The following is a 15,132-nucleotide window of genomic DNA, read 5'->3' on the forward strand; positions in this document are numbered from 1 at the left end:
TTAATCGAGGTCGTAGCCCAGGCTCTTCAGCGCCCGCTCGTCATCGGACCAGCCGCGCTTGACCTTGACCCAGAGGTTAAGCATGACCTTGGCGCCCAGCGCACGCTCCATGTCGAGGCGCGCTTCCCGTCCGATGTTCTTGATACGCTCGCCGTTCTCGCCGATCAGAATCTTCTTCTGGCCGGCCCGCTCGACGAGAATCAGCGCGCTGATATGCACCACGCGCCCCTCGTCGCGGAACTCCTCGATCTCCACGGTCATCTGGTAAGGCAATTCATCACCGAGCTGACGCATAACCTTCTCGCGCACCAGTTCGGCGGCCAGGAAGCGCTGACTCTTGTCGGTGACCTGATCCTCGGGGAAAAAGTGCACGCTTTCAGGCAGATGCTTGGCAACCTCGGCCTCGAGCTCGGGCACGTTGGTGCCATGCTTGGCGGAGATCGGCACGATGGCGGCGAAGTCTCGGCGCGCGCCCACCTGCTCCAGCCAGGGCAGCAGACTGGCCTTGTCCTGCAGGCGATCGACCTTGTTGACGGCCAGGATCACCGGCGCCGCGACGTGCTCGAGGCGCTGCAGCACTACCTGGTCCTCGTCGCTCCAGCGGGTCCGGTCGATGATGAAGACCACGCAATCCACGTCGCGCAGGGCCTGGACGGCGGCCTGGTTCATGAAGCGATTGATCGCTTTGTTGCGATCCTTGGCCATGATATGAATGCCGGGGGTATCGACATAGATGAACTGGGCCTCCCCCTCGGTCTTGATGCCCATCACCTGGTGACGGGTTGTCTGGGGGCGACGCGAGGTGATCGAGACCTTTTGGCCGAGAATCCGGTTCATCAGCGTGGACTTACCGACGTTGGGACGGCCGACGATGGCCACGAAACCGCAGGTGGAGGTCATGGGCGGCTCCCCGTGCTCTTGGACTTGACCGGTTCGAGGCGACTCAGCGCCCGTGCCGCGGCCTGCTGCTCGGCATGGCGACGGCTGGTGCCGACGCCCAGAGTGTGGCCCTCGAGTACCTCGACATGACATTCGACGGTGAAGGTCTGGGCATGGGCTTCGCCCTCCACGGAGGTCACCTCGTAGCGCGGCAGCGGCACCTGGCGTGACTGCAGGAATTCCTGCAGGCGAGTCTTGGGATCCTTCTGGGTATCATCGAGGCTGATGGCCTCCAGGCGATCGGCATACCAGGAGAGCACTCTGGCCCGGGCGACCTCCATGCCGGCATCCAGGTAGATCGCGCCGAGCACCGCCTCAACGGCATCGGCGAGAATCGATTCGCGTCGATGCCCACCGCTCTTCATCTCGCCGGACCCCAGCCGCAGACACTCGCCAAAGGCCATTTCCCTGGCCAGCTCGGCCAGCGTCTGGCCCTTGACCAGGCGTGCGCGGAGCCGTGACAGCTGCCCTTCCCGGGCCTGGGGAAAGCGCTGGAAGAGCGCCTCGGCGATGATGAAGTTGACGATGGAATCACCGAGAAACTCGAGGCGTTCATTGTTCTGACCGCCGTAACTGCGATGGGTCATGGCCAGCTCGAGCAGACCGGGGTCGGCAAACGTATGGCCGAGGCGGCGGCTGAAGGCGTTGAGGGAGTTGCTCACGGAGCTCCTGACTATTCGATGACAAATTTCGGTGTTGATATCGGCGGCGCGTCACCCCGCGTGGGGTGACAGGTCCACAGGCGACCGCTACCGCCGCCCTAATGAATTCGGCGCACACTGGTAAAGCTCGGTAGCCCACCGTCCCACTGCATCCACACGGCGAAGGCCTCGCCGACGATGTTCGCCTCCGGCACAAAGCCCCAGTAGCGGCTGTCGTTGGAATGGTCACGATTGTCGCCCATGGTGAAGTAGTGCCCCTGTGGCACCACCAGCTCACGCACCTGAGGACCGGGGTCTCGAGGATTATTGTAGATACGGTGCTCTCGCTCGCCCAGCTGTTCGGCCAGCAGCAGTTCGGTGGGCGCGGAGACCGGCCCCGCCTCGAGCAGCCGCTTGGGTACTGCCTGGCCGTTGACGAAGAGCTGCTTGTCCTCGTAACGGATCCGGTCGCCTGGCAGGCCCACCACCCGCTTGATGAAGTTTATCGCCGGCTCGTCGGGAAAGCGGAACACCATGACGTCGCCCCGCTCGGGCTCGCCCAGATCGACGATTTCGGTATGTAGCACCGGCAGGCGCAGGCCGTAGGCGAACTTGTTGACCAGGATGAAATCCCCGACCTCGAGGGTCGGGCGCATCGAGCCGGAGGGAATCTGGAAGGGTTCGACCACGAAGCTTCGCAACACCAGCACCACGAGCAGCACCGGAAAGAACGAACGAGCGTAGTCGACCGGCCAGGGCTCCTTGAGCGCCTTCTCACGCGCCCGCTCATTGAGGCCTTCGGTGGTACCGACTTCAGCCGTGTCCAGCCGCTGCTGACGGGCAGGACGCCACCAGAGCAGATCGAGCAGCCAGACCACGCCGGTAACGGCCACCGCCACCACCAGCATCAAAGAGAAATCCATGCGGTTATCCGTCCCTAGTCATTGACCCTGAGCACGGCGAGGAAGGCATCCTGGGGAATTTCCACCCGACCGACCTGCTTCATGCGTTTCTTGCCTGCCTTCTGCTTCTCGAGCAGCTTCTTCTTGCGGCTGACGTCGCCGCCGTAGCACTTGGCGGTCACGTTCTTGCGCAGTGCCTTGACGGTGGAGCGCGCCACCACCTGGCCACCGATGGCGGCCTGGATCGCCACGTCGAACATCTGCCGCGGGATCAGCTCCTTCATCTTCTCAACCAGCAGGCGGCCGCGGCTGTGGGCATGGTCGCGATGGATGATCACCGCCAGCGCATCCACCCGGTCACCGTTGATCAGCACGTCCAGGCGCACCAGCTTGGCCGCCTCGAAGCGCTCGAAGTTGTACTCGAGCGACGCATAGCCCTTGGAGATGGACTTCAGCCGATCGAAGAAGTCCATCACCACCTCGCTCATCGGCAGCTCGTAGGTCAGCTGGATCTGGCTGCCGAGGAACTGCATGTCGAGCTGGGTGCCGCGGCGCTGCTCGCACTCGGTAATGACGTTGCCGACGAAGTCCTGGGGCACCAGGATGCTGGCACGCACGATGGGTTCGCGCATCTCCTCAACGTCGGCCATGTCGGGCAGCTTGGAGGGATTGGCGACGTAGATGATCTCGCCATTCTTCATGGCCAGCTCGTAGACCACGGTGGGCGCCGTGGTGAGCAGGTCCAGGTCGTACTCGCGCTCGAGGCGCTCCTGGACAATCTCCATGTGCAGGGTGCCGAGGAAGCCGACCCGGAAGCCGAAGCCCAGGGCGTCGGAATTCTCCGGCTCGTAATCCAGCGAGGCATCGTTGAGCGCCAGCTTCTCCAGGGCGTCGCGGAAATCCTCGTAGTCGTCGGCACTGACCGGGAACATCCCGGCGTAGACCTGCGGCTTGACCTTCTGGAAGCCGGGCAGGCGGGGGACGTCCGGGGTCTTGGTATGAGTGATGGTATCGCCCACCGGCGCGCCATGAATGTCCTTGATGCCGGCCACGATGAAACCCACCTCGCCGGCGCGCAGGATGCCGGTTTCCTTGCGCAGTGGCGTGAAGATGCCGACGTCGCCGACCGGCCAGTCACGACCGGTGGAGGTCATGCGGATCTTCTCGCCCTTCTTGAGGGTGCCGTCGAAGAGCCGCACCAGCGAGACCACGCCCAGGTAGTTGTCGAACCAGGAGTCGATGATCAGCGCCTGCAGCGGTGCCTGAGGGTCTCCCTTGGGGGGCGGGATGTCGCGCACCAGGCGTTCGAGCAGCGCGTCGACGCCCAGCCCGCTCTTGGCCGAGACCTGACAGGCGTCGGTGGCATCCAGGCCGATGATCTCCTCGATCTCGTGTGACACCTTGTCCGGGTCGGCCTGGGGCAGGTCCATCTTGTTGAGCACCGGCAGCACCTCGAGGCCCTGCTCGATGGCGGTATAGCAGTTGGCCACCGACTGGGCCTCGACACCCTGGCCGGCGTCGACCACCAGCAGCGCGCCCTCACAGGCGTAGAGCGAGCGGGACACCTCGTAGGAGAAGTCCACGTGCCCCGGCGTGTCGATGAAGTTCAACTGATAGATGTTGCCGTCTTTCGCGTGGTAGTCCAGCGTCACCGACTGGGCCTTGATGGTGATGCCACGCTCGCGCTCGAGGTCCATGGAGTCGAGCACCTGCTCCTTGAGCTCACGCTCGGTCAGCCCTCCGCAGGTCTGGATCAGGCGATCGGCCAGGGTCGACTTGCCGTGATCGATATGCGCAATGATCGAGAAGTTGCGGATGTGACTGATTTTGCTACGGCTTTCGCTATTAGACATGCATCATAATCCGGTTCATGTACGCACCCGTCCTTCGGGCTGTAGAAGCTACCCGAGCGAGCACGCGAATAGAGGCTGGCGCCATTGTACAGCGAGGAGACGATGATGTCGTCGGCACCGATTCCCGGGGACCCGGGTGCGAAGCAGGCCTTGCTCACAGTTCGCCAAGAAATTGGCTCAAGGTCGCTTCGTCGGAAAGATCCCCATAGAGCACGGTCCTGGGCCGCTGCTCGCCGGTTCGCAGCAGAGCGGGCGTGGCGAACATGCCGAAGTCAAGCGCCTGACGGGGCTCCTCGAGTAGATCGATCTCACGCGGCCAGCCATCGATACCTGCCTCACTGAGGGCGGCTGCCAGATTGCGGCGAGCACGGCGGGTACGCGGTGCATCACCGGTCACGAACAGGATGAGGTGCCGAGAAAGCAGGTTAGCCGGTGTCGACTTCTGACTCATTGCCCATCCTCCTGGCGCCGCGTCTGCCGTTTCTCCCGGTTCAACGTGTTTTCGGGTTCGCGACGCTGGCGAATGGTCTCATGATGACGTGCCAGTTCCCGGTCACTGCTTCCCTGATACGCCGACTCATCCTCCAGCTCGGCGCGAAGTCTCTGCAGCTCAGTCTCCTGCTCGCTGATCTGAAGGAGGGTCTTGTCGATTTGCCTGCCGAGAAAGCGCCGGCGCTGCTCGCGCTCTCTCTTCTGCCGCTGCCGAGCAGCCTCCTCCTCGCTCTCCTTTTCCACTCGGGCCGTACCCATGAGAACCTCGGTGCCGTACTGGTAGACATCGGCCAGATCGACGCCGCACGAGGAAAGGACAAGCTCACGCACCTGATTGGAGTGCGCCGTACCCCGAGACTTGACGACGGAGAGCGCGCGATTCCGCTCACCGCCGCGGATCTCGTAGCGAAGCACGATCCAGGTATCGGCGAGGGTCGAGACATGGGTCAGGGTCGATTCATCGCTCGGGTCCTCGTCGGACGACAGCGAGGTCAACAGGGTTGTGATGCCGTCGCGTCGCGTTCTGTCGAGAAGGCGCTCCAGGGCAATGTGGGGACTCTGCGCCGAAGAAGCCTTGAGCAGCGCAGAGGCGGGATCGATCACCAGGCAATGCGGCCTGACCTCGTCGATACGCTGTTGCAGGGCCATGAAGTGCTGCTCTGCCAGCGAATGCCACGACGTATGGGTCTGCAGCGCGAGTCGATCGCTGTCGATATGGGGCTGCAAATCGATACCCACGGAGGCCACATTGCGCACGATCCGTGAGGCGAGTTCATCGAAGCTGACAAACAGCGCGCGCTCGCCTCGCTCACAGGCCGCCTCGACGAAAGCCGCGGCGAGCGTGGTCTTGGACGTCCCGGGCTGACCGGAGATCAAGGTCGTGGAACCCTGATAGAGCCCCCCTCCCAGTACATCGTCGAGACGCTCGATACCCGTTCCGATACGCTGTGAGCTTGCCATTACCTCCTCTTCGTCGGCGGTGTTGGCATAGGGAAGATGGATGCCATCATCGTCGATCAGCAACGCCAGCTCATCGGGATCGTGATGGGTGCCACGGTACTTGGCGATACGGAAGCGACGGTGCAGCCGCCGATCCACCAGAATACTCGACAGCACAAAGATCGTCGGCAGCAGAAATTCAATGCCGGCCAGGTGCTCGGGACGGGTGAGCCGATCGCCACTGTGCTTGCCGGTGAGCAACAGAGTATAGCCCTGACGTTCACACCAGTCGTTGATCTGGGCGACCTGCTCGATAGCCTGCTCCTGGTCAGGCTGGTGGCGCAGTAGCTGATCGATACCATCGAGCACGATCCAGGTTCCCTCGACCCGGTTGGCACAGCTCGCAAGCATCGCGAGCAATCCCTCGATATCGAAGGCGCCGGCAAATTCGGCTCCCTTCATTCCCTTGGCATCGATCACCTCGCAGCGCGAGGCGTCATGCAACAGCCCGCCCCAGGAAAAGGTCGCGGCATTGCGCAGTAGCTGGGTACTCGACTCCTCGAACGACATAAAGACGCCCCCCTCGCCACGGCTCAGGGCGCCGGCAAGAATCTGCAATCCCAGAATCGTCTTGCCGCACCCAGGCTCGCCGACAATCAGCGTGGCTCCCCGCGCCGGCAGGCCCCCACGAGTCACCGCGTCGAGACTGCGGATTCCCGTTGCGCGTTTGACGAGCGCAAGCTCTACCTGATCCTTTTGCGTAGGCGTCATCTCATCTCCTGGTGGCTGAATTCGAGGCGGGGAGGGGCTGAATCACCGGCGTTGCTGCTATGTCGCCCCCGACGACGGAGGAAGAGCGGCCTTCTTTTCCAACAACCATTGGAAGTCCTCGGCCGCCAGCGGCACGCTGTAGTAATAACCTTGGCCGACGAAGCAGCCCATATCGAGAAGCATGTCGCGAATTTCCGGGCTCTCGATTCCTTCTGCCACGGTGTCTGTACCGAGCACCCGGCTGATCCCCAGCACGGTATCGACAATTCGCTGACTGTAGGGGTCGTCCAGCATCCGACGCACGAACCCCATGTCGATCTTGATCTCGTCAAACGGGTAGCGTTTCAGATAGAGCAGCGACGAGTAACCGGTACCAAAATCGTCAAGCGACAGGCGTACACCGAGCTCATGTAACTCGTGCATCTGCTCGAGCAGCATCTCAGACTGATGGACGAAGACATTCTCGGTGATCTCCAGGGTAAGACTGCCTGGATCGACACCGTGCGTCGTGACCGCCTGGCGCACCTGGTCGACAAAGCCTCCGAGTTCGAACTGGACCACCGACACATTGACGGCCACCTGCACCACGTCGAGATTGGCGTCCTGCCATTGACGCAGCTGCCGGCAGGCCTCGAACACGACCCAGTCGCCCATCGGGCCGATCAGCTGGCTCTGTTCGGCAACCGGAATGAACACGCCGGGAGACAGCATGCCACGCTCGGGGTGCACCCAACGCAACAGGGCCTCGCAGGCGATCATCTTCCCGGTATGCAAATTCACCTTGGGCTGAAAGTGCAGCTCGAACTGGCTTTCGGCGAGAGCACGCTGCAGATCACGGGCCAACTCGATGCGCTCATGAATTTCTTGATCCAGGCGTTGGGTATATTGACCCCAGTCACGGATGCCACGGCGACGCGCCTCGAACATTGCCAGTTCTGCTTCGTGCAACAGTCTCTCGGCACTGCGCTGCTGCTCACCAAGCAGGGTGAAACCGAAGCGTGCGGACACCTCGATGGCGATGCCGTCGACCTGGAAAGGCTGATGCAGCAAAAGACTCAACCAGTGCCACTGTTCATCGCCGTCTTGCGTCGTACCCTCTTCCCCTGACAGGACGAAGATAAAGGAGTCGCCGTTGATGCAGCCCACCAGCTGGCTGTCCAGCCTCGCCTTGAGGCGATGGCCAATCTGGGTGAGCAGCCTGTCTCCGATTTGATAACCGTGGGCATCGTTGATATTGCTCTGTCCCTTGATGTCCATCACCACGACCTGGTGGTGGGCCTGCCAACCCTCCTCCTGCAGCTGGCGGTTGAACGCCGTGGTGAAACCGGACCGATTCAGCAAGCCGGTAAGCGGATCCTCAAAGGCCAGCTTCTCCAGTTGCTGTTCGGCAAGCTTGCGCTCAGTGATGTCGATGTGCATGACCACGGCACCCAGCGATAGCTCGCTCTCCTCGGTTGAGTCGAGGCGCCTTGCCATCAGGCGAAACCAGCGCTGGCGCGTCGGTGAGTGACAGGGATATTCCAGAGAGAACTCGTCCTGCCTGCCGTTCAACAGGGCGGCTAGCCCCTCCTCTGCCTGCCGCGCATCCCTGGCATCATTACCCGCGACCCCTCGGCAGATGGCAAGATAGTTGCTGTCCAGTCCGAGGTTCTCCTCGCATGCGCCATTTTCTATGCCGAACTGTCGCCACTGGTTGTTGGTATCAAGAATATTGCCCTCGCTGTCAATCATCGCGATGTTCGCCGGAAGGGAGTCGATCAAGGCAGAGCGCATCTTCAATGCGTGATGAAGATGCTTTTTCATCTCGTACTGGGCCGTGATGTCCTGGAAGGCACCCTCGACTTTCACCACGGCGCCCTGATCATCGTGAACCGGGACGCCGATGGTTCTCACCCAGCGACGCTCTCCCTGGGCGGTAATGATCTGGAGTTCCTCGTCGAAGGGGGTGCTCGTCTCGATGCAGGCGAAGAAACACTCACGGATGCGTTGCCGATGCTCAGGCGCATAGAAGCCGATGCCATCCTCCACGCAGGGAGAAAAGTCGTAGGGCATGCCATGGATCTCGGCCACCATGTCGGACCAGTAGATTTGATCGTTGCGCAGATCGACCCACCAGCCCCCGAAACGCGCGATATCGCCGGCGATGTCTAGCAGGCGCGCGCGTTCTTCAAGGCTATCCTGATCCTTCTGCTGCTGGTCGCGCATGCGATTGAAGGTTCTGGCCAGTTCGCTGAACTCGTCATTGCCCCGGGGTTGCACGCGAATGTGCCGATCGCCACTTTCCACCCTGGAAGCGACCCTGATAAGCGACTGCAAGGGGCCATGAATGCGACGGTAGAGCAAGGCAAAGGCCAGCATGCAGAACAGGCCGAACAGCAGAGTGGTCGTGGCGAAACTGGCTACGATCCAGTTGGTACTGTTACTGATGGCTCTTCTCTGCTGATCGGCGATTTCCCTCAGCGCCATGTCGATGGCGATCCCCAGACCGGCCACCCGGGTGGTAATGATCTGGCCTCGCTGTGAGCCACCAATGGGACTGGAGCCAGACAAGACGTCGTCTTTTTCCACATCGTCGCCATCTTCGGCATAGACGGCTTCGAGTATCGTGACGATCTCACCGATGTGATGAATGGCGCGCTGGGCGGCGGGATAGGCTTCCCGCCGCTTCTCCAATTCTTGCTGAAGAACATCGACATCGGCGAGATAAGCCTGCCACAGGGAAGGGTCGGCCCGCTGATTGAGCAGGCCATCACTTGCTGCAGAGAAGTTGTCGATATGATTCTGCAAGACCATGAGGGAATGCATATCCGACTGCCTCGCCCTCATCTTCTGCAGCATGATGCCGCCCGCTAGGGCAATGACCATCAGGCCGATCAGGCAGCCGGCGATACAGGCAAGGGAAAGCCGCGAGAGCTTCATGGTGGTGGCGCCCTCTCTGCCAGGTCGAGCGACGGGATGCCGACATGCAGCGGCAATAGGCGTCGCATCAATTCCGGTTCAATCCAGGAGAGAATATTCGGCGCCTCAAAGCGTTCTGTTTTCCCAGCCTTCTCGGCCCATTGGACCATCTGCTGCAGATCGAAGAGCAGCGACCAGTCCAGATTCAGCCCGAAGTGCGGCAGGCGGGACTCCCTGAGCGCTGTCTCGGGATCGAGATCCATGAATTCAGCATATTTCTCCCGAGACTGGACGGGATGGGTCTGGATGGAGTCAATGGCGTCTCGATAAGCCTGAAGTATCCGGAGGACGGTATCGGCACGCTGCGATGCCGTCTCCCGGGTGCTCACCAGCACCCAGTTCTCGGCGTAGAGCTCACTTCCGGCAAGGGTCTGGATCGCCCCCTCGGCGCGGTTCGCGAGCCTCGACGTCCACGGCTCCCAAGTCACCAGGGCGTCCACCTCACCCGCCATCAGCGCCTCGGGCTGGTCAGCCGCCGGGATGTCGACCACGGTCACCCGAGAGCTGTCGAGGCGATGATAGATGCTGAACAGCCACCACAGGTATTCGCTGTTAGTGCCTTTCATCAATCCTACCCGCTTGCCCTCGAGGTCCGAGGGCTGGCGAATCCTACCGGCCCGTTTCACCACCACGTGATTCAGCCGAGCTGAGTAGACCAGACTCGCCAGGATGACCGGCTCGTTGGGGCGTGAAGGCCCAATCGTAGCGAGCCGATCAAGCACCAGCGGCGAGAGCGCCATGAGTGCGAAATCCGTGTGTCCCGCCTTGAGTGCCTTGAGGTTATCTCTACCTGAATCTCGGCGAATAACGTCGATATCCAGCCCCTGACTCGCGAAGAAGCCTTCCTCCTCGGCTATCAGAGTGGGAAGGTCGCCAAGATAGGTGACGCCCGAAAGCCGAACGCCATCACGGGGATCGCCGGCGGCACTGACAGGCACAACCAAGCAGAGCAGCACTAGCAACAATAACGGGACGCAGGCAGTGCAAATCCATCCACGTTCTTTCAGCGGTAATATGGCGATCATTGCTGAGTAGAGTGCGACCCGAAGTTCGAAGTTTATATGAACTCTCCTGAAGGAAACCGGACAATCAGCGCAACATAATAGCCAATTTCCATCACAAGAAAAGGTGGCTCGATATGCCGTTGAATTCAAGATCAATCCCGGCAGGCAGGGGACGCAGCGAGATCATGCCGTAAAAGTGGTCTTCGCCCAGCGGGCGGAAGGTGTCGGCAACCGTCACTCTCGAGGGGTAACACGGGCGGAGTATGCGGCCTGCGAAAAATGCAATGACCCGATGGCAGGTGCCATCGGGTCACAAGATCACTGCCGTAAAACCCGGCTGCGAGTTCAGTCGCGCGAGAGGCGCAGCGCCACGAACAGCGAGCGGCCGTCACGATAGACACGCACCGGAATCGCACGATCATCGGGCAGATCGGCAACCAGTTCGGTCAGCTGATCAGGCCCCTGTACGGCGCGATGGTCAATGCTGACCAGGATGTCACCGGTACGAATGCCCGCCTGTGCCGCCGTGCCGCGCGGATCGACCTCACGCACTAGGACACCACCCTCGATGCCGAGTTCACGGCGTTCTGCCTCTTCTACCGGGCTCACGGCGATGCCCAACCGCGCCGGCGCTGGATCCTCTCCCGTACCATTCGCCGTCGCGCTCTGGCTGTCGGGCCAGTCACCCACGGTGATGGTCTTCTCGCGACGCTCACCGTCGCGCAGCAGCGTCAGCTCCACCTCGCTGCCCGGGCTGACTGGCCCGATCAGCCGTGGAAGGGTGTTGGAGCTCTCCACCACCTCACCATCGACTTCGAGGATCACATCGCCGGCCTGAAGGCCGCCACGGGCCGCCGGCCCGTCTGGGTCCAGATCGGCGATCAACGCGCCTTCGGCGTTATCCATGCCGAAGGACTCGGCCAGGTCACGGGAGACCGGCTGGATCATCACCCCCAGCCAGCCGCGGCTGACGCGACCGTCATCACGTAGCTGGTCGGCCACATCCAGGGCCACGTTGATGGGGATCGCAAAGGAGAGCCCCATGAAGCCACCGCTGCGGGTGAAGATCTGCGAGTTGATGCCGATCACCTCGCCATCGAGGTTGAACAAGGGTCCGCCGGAGTTACCCGGATTGATCGCCACGTCCGTCTGGATGAAGGGGACATAGGCATCACGCGGCAGGGTGCGATCGATGGCACTGACGATGCCTGCGGTTACCGAGTGATCGAAGCCAAACGGCGAACCGATCGCGGCAACCCACTCGCCGACGCGAAGACCATCGGAATCCCCCAGATTGAGGGTGGGCAAATCGTCGCCGTCCACCTTGAGCAGGGCCACATCCGTCTTGGCGTCGGCTCCGACCAGCTCGGCCAGCAGTTCACGCCGATCGTTGAGCCGCACCAGAATCTCGTCGGCGCCCTGCACCACATGGGCATTGGTCAGGATATAGCCAGCCTCGTCGATGATGAAACCCGAACCCAGCGACTGACGCTCCTCGCTGCGTCCCGGGCCCCCGCCATCGGGCGGCGACGGCATACGGTCGCCAAAGCGATCACCGAAGAAATGGCGAAAGATTTCGGGAATTTCCTGCCCGCCAAAGTCGTGGAAGGGCGATGCCCGGCGTTCCACCGTGCGCGAAGTGGAAATATTCACGACACCGGGCGCGGCCTGGTCGACCAGCTCGGTGAAGTCCGGCAGGTCACGGGCCATGGCCGTCTGCCACGTCAGTAGTGCCGCAGCAAGCAGCACCCACAGAGAAAAGTGTCGAGTCATGCGCTTCATGAAAGACTCCTGCGTCGACAAGAATGGATAAGGGGTGACTACCAGATACCGCCTGAGAGTCGAAAGGTTCAAGGCATCTCGTCTTCGTCGTCGTTCTGCCACTCCACAGAATCGGCCACGCGCAGCAGAACAGCGGGGGGCAGCTCTCCCATCACCACGATCTGGCGGGTTCGGCCGCCGAGTTCACGGTGGCGAACCGCCGCGTGCGAAACACCCAGGCGGTGCATGCCGGGGATCAGCTGATCCGGCCCCTCGACGGGTTCCAGGAAGAGACTGAGGGTGGCAAGCCCATCGCTGTAGACGCGGTGCCCGACGTCTTCGTCATGACGGGCACTCAACGTCTCCACCGGCTGGGGAATGAAGCCAGTCGGCAGCCAAGCGGGATGCCAGGGGTCCTGTGGTCGAGCACGGCGGCGGTCGAGATCCACCTCTCCCAGATAAAGCTGGGGCTGGTGAAGCTCGGTGATCTGGAAGGTTTCCACCACGCGACCCTGCTCATCCAGCAGGATCTGCTTGAGCGGCAGACTCGTGGCGCTGTCGAGCCAGAATCGGTGACCGTAGCGCATGCCGTCCAGCGGCTCGATATCGAGTCGTAGCGTGGTGCGATTGGCCAGACGATCCTCGCCGCTGAGTTGCAGACGATAGAGACCATCGAGGTGCTTGGCGATACCGGCCGGGGAGCTCGCCACCGGGGCATCATCCTCGGCCCAGCTCAGGCGACCGATGCGACCGCGACGCTCGAAGACCACCGACGGGCCGTCCAGGAAGCGCGCCACTTCGCGCTCGACACCCTCGACGACGTCATGGGAGAGCGCCAGGGATCGCACCCCGTCGACGCCAATGCGAACCGCCCGAGCCTGGAACTCATAGCAGTGGTTGGCCCAGAAACTGCGCTCGAGCCACTCAAGAGCGGTCTCGGGTGACGCTCGCTCCTCCAGAGTGCGGCAATCGAAACGTTCGGGCTGGCTGTTGTCGCCCTCCGGCTGTGCCAAGGCAGTTGAGGTGACTACCATCAAGGCCGTGACCAACATCCCGCCTGGCAGGAGGTGAAGACGACCCGCACGCATCACTGCTGCCCCAGAGACTCGCTACCCGAGGCGCGCAGCAGCGGCATCCAGGTATCGCCACTACGATAGGCCGCACCCTCGGCATGGCGATCCAGGTAGGATTGCAGCAGTTGGGCCTGCTGCTGATTGCTGCGAGCCGACTGCCGTGGTGAAAGAAACAGCGGGGTATCAAACTCAGACCCCACCGTCATCGCACCGCGCGTCGCACCAGAAGGCGTCTGGAAAAGCGGGAGCCCGGGCAGAGAGGGCCGGCTTTCCCCACCAGAAGCCACCAGCCCAGACCCGTCGAACGCGGCGGTACTCCCCTGCCCATCACCTGCTGGCAGGGCCTGGGAGGCAACCTCCGGGGTGTCTTGTCCTGAGCCGAAGCCGCCGTTGTAGAACTGCACGCCACTGATGACCATCAACATCACCGCCGCCGCAATGCCGGCGCCCCGTGCCAGCGGCACAGTGCGTCCAGAGACACCACTGCCCTCCATGCGAGGCAACGGTTCGTCCTTCACACGCGCCATGATGCCTGCGGACAGGTCGGTGGCGACATCGACCTCCGGTTCGTGTCGCATCAAGCTTCGCATCAAATGATAACGACGCCAGGTATCGGCCGCATCCGGAGAGTCGTCCAGTGACTGAAGCACTCGACGCAGTTCCAGCTCGTCCCCTTCGTTATCCATCAGGGCAGAAAGCGATTCCCGTGCGTTCTGACTCATTCTTAACACCCTCACACTCGACAAGGCGACCCGATCCGGGTCCTTTGACAGCCTGTTGATCCCGACATCAGCGCATGTCGCCCTGGCCATGTCGGCATGTTGTTGCCCGCTGGTCGCGAGCCAGTCACGGCATATGACGCCACGAATGGCGGACAGTTCAGCAAATCGTCAAAAAGGTTGCAGATCCTGGTTGCGGGACGTGGTCACGAGCGGGCGGATGTGCTGATCCACCGCCTCCCGGGCCCGAAAGATCCGTGAGCGGACGGTTCCGACAGGACACTGCATGATGGCCGCGATGTCTTCGTAGGAGAGACCGTCGAGCTCCCTGAGCGTTATCGCGGTGCGCAGGTCATCGGGCAAGGCCTCGATCGCCTCGAAAATGGCCGACTCGAGCTGGTCGCGGGCCATGGCAGCCTCGGGTGTCTCGGCATCGGCCAGGCGGCCGCTGTGATCGACGATCTCAGCATCCACGATGTCCAGGTCACTGCCTGGCGGTCGCCGCCCCTTGGAGACCAGGTAATTCTTCGCGGTATTGATGGCAATGCGGTACATCCAGGTATAGAAGGCGCTCTCGGAGCGAAACTTGCCCAGGGCGCGGTAGGCCTTGATGAAGGCCTCCTGGGCCACATCCTGCACTTCGGCATGGTCGTGTACGTAGCGGCCGATAAGACCGATGATCTTGTGCTGGTACTTCTTGACCAGCAGATCGAAGGCTCGGGTATCCCCCTTCTGGGCGCGCTCGACGAGTTGCTGGTCGGTTTCCCGGGTGCCCATTCAGGCCCTCCCTGAAAGAGGCGTCGCGAGAGGCAACCCGCTAGCGGGTCGCGAACGAACTGGCATAGCTAGCATAGTGTCAACCTAAGGCCTTGGCGTCGCGGAATAAGCAGGATCATGAATCTCGAGGGGTACAAGTGTTCCTGTTTCTTGAATGTCCATCAAGCTGATTGGCGTGCCCCGCTGCCCGCGATGGGACTATCCGGGGCCCCGCAGGTTCCCGTGGCGATTGAATTTGCGGGCCCCGCGCGCGATAGTAGAGGCCACTGGACATCGCCATCCGCGCAGCCACGAGACAGGAAG

The 15,132-nt window shown here is 62.0% G+C and carries 12 protein-coding genes; all 12 read right to left on the reverse strand.

Annotation, left to right across the window (positions count from 1 at the left end; genetic code table 11):
* Entirely contained in the window at nt 1-900 is a 900-nt protein-coding gene (gene era / locus FHR95_RS04765) for a GTPase Era (RefSeq protein WP_040187430.1), read from the reverse strand.
* Complete coding sequence (gene rnc, locus FHR95_RS04770) at nt 897-1,601, reverse strand: ribonuclease III (RefSeq protein WP_040187431.1); 705 nt, start codon at nt 1,599-1,601, stop codon at nt 897-899. Before rnc ends, era begins: the two co-directional genes overlap by 4 nt.
* Before the next feature lie 98 nt (nt 1,602-1,699).
* Nucleotides 1,700-2,503: a signal peptidase I gene (gene lepB, locus FHR95_RS04775; RefSeq protein ID WP_183313568.1), complete on the reverse strand. Its 804-nt coding sequence runs from the start codon at nt 2,501-2,503 to the stop codon at nt 1,700-1,702.
* A gap of 14 nt (nt 2,504-2,517) precedes the next feature.
* The gene (gene lepA / locus FHR95_RS04780) at nt 2,518-4,335 is read right to left on the reverse strand and encodes a translation elongation factor 4 (protein ID WP_040187434.1); all 1,818 of its coding nucleotides are present in this window, start codon (nt 4,333-4,335) and stop codon (nt 2,518-2,520) included.
* Between the two features lie 154 nt (nt 4,336-4,489).
* Nucleotides 4,490-4,786, reverse strand: a complete 297-nt coding sequence (locus FHR95_RS04785) for a circadian clock KaiB family protein (protein ID WP_183313569.1) — start codon at nt 4,784-4,786, stop codon at nt 4,490-4,492.
* Nucleotides 4,783-6,537, reverse strand: coding sequence for a DUF7125 family protein (locus tag FHR95_RS04790; protein WP_183313570.1), 1,755 nt, complete (start codon nt 6,535-6,537; stop codon nt 4,783-4,785). The genes FHR95_RS04785 and FHR95_RS04790 overlap by 4 nt, the downstream gene beginning before the upstream one ends.
* Nucleotides 6,538-6,594: 57 nt before the next feature.
* Nucleotides 6,595-9,456 (reverse strand): EAL domain-containing protein, encoded by a 2,862-nt coding sequence (locus FHR95_RS04795; RefSeq protein WP_183313571.1) that lies wholly within the window; start codon nt 9,454-9,456, stop codon nt 6,595-6,597.
* Complete coding sequence (locus FHR95_RS04800; protein WP_183313572.1) at nt 9,453-10,520, reverse strand: ABC transporter substrate-binding protein; 1,068 nt, start codon at nt 10,518-10,520, stop codon at nt 9,453-9,455. The genes FHR95_RS04795 and FHR95_RS04800 overlap by 4 nt, the downstream gene beginning before the upstream one ends.
* Before the next feature lie 324 nt (nt 10,521-10,844).
* Complete coding sequence (locus FHR95_RS04805; RefSeq protein ID WP_183313573.1) at nt 10,845-12,281, reverse strand: DegQ family serine endoprotease; 1,437 nt, start codon at nt 12,279-12,281, stop codon at nt 10,845-10,847.
* Between the two features lie 68 nt (nt 12,282-12,349).
* Nucleotides 12,350-13,294, reverse strand: a complete 945-nt coding sequence (locus tag FHR95_RS04810) for a MucB/RseB C-terminal domain-containing protein (protein WP_246378379.1) — start codon at nt 13,292-13,294, stop codon at nt 12,350-12,352.
* Nucleotides 13,295-13,347: 53 nt separating this feature from the next.
* A complete protein-coding gene (locus FHR95_RS04815; protein ID WP_183313575.1) occupies nt 13,348-14,055 on the reverse strand; it encodes a sigma-E factor negative regulatory protein in 708 nt (235 codons plus the stop codon).
* A 168-nt stretch (nt 14,056-14,223) separates the two neighbouring features.
* Nucleotides 14,224-14,829 carry an RNA polymerase sigma factor RpoE gene (gene rpoE / locus FHR95_RS04820; protein ID WP_040187443.1) on the reverse strand — a complete coding sequence of 202 codons (606 nt, stop codon included), beginning with the start codon at nt 14,827-14,829 and terminating at the stop codon, nt 14,224-14,226.
* Nucleotides 14,830-15,132: the final 303 nt, after the last annotated feature.

Origin of the sequence: Halomonas fontilapidosi (assembly GCF_014192285.1) — a bacterium.
Classification (GTDB): domain Bacteria; phylum Pseudomonadota; class Gammaproteobacteria; order Pseudomonadales; family Halomonadaceae; genus Halomonas; species Halomonas fontilapidosi.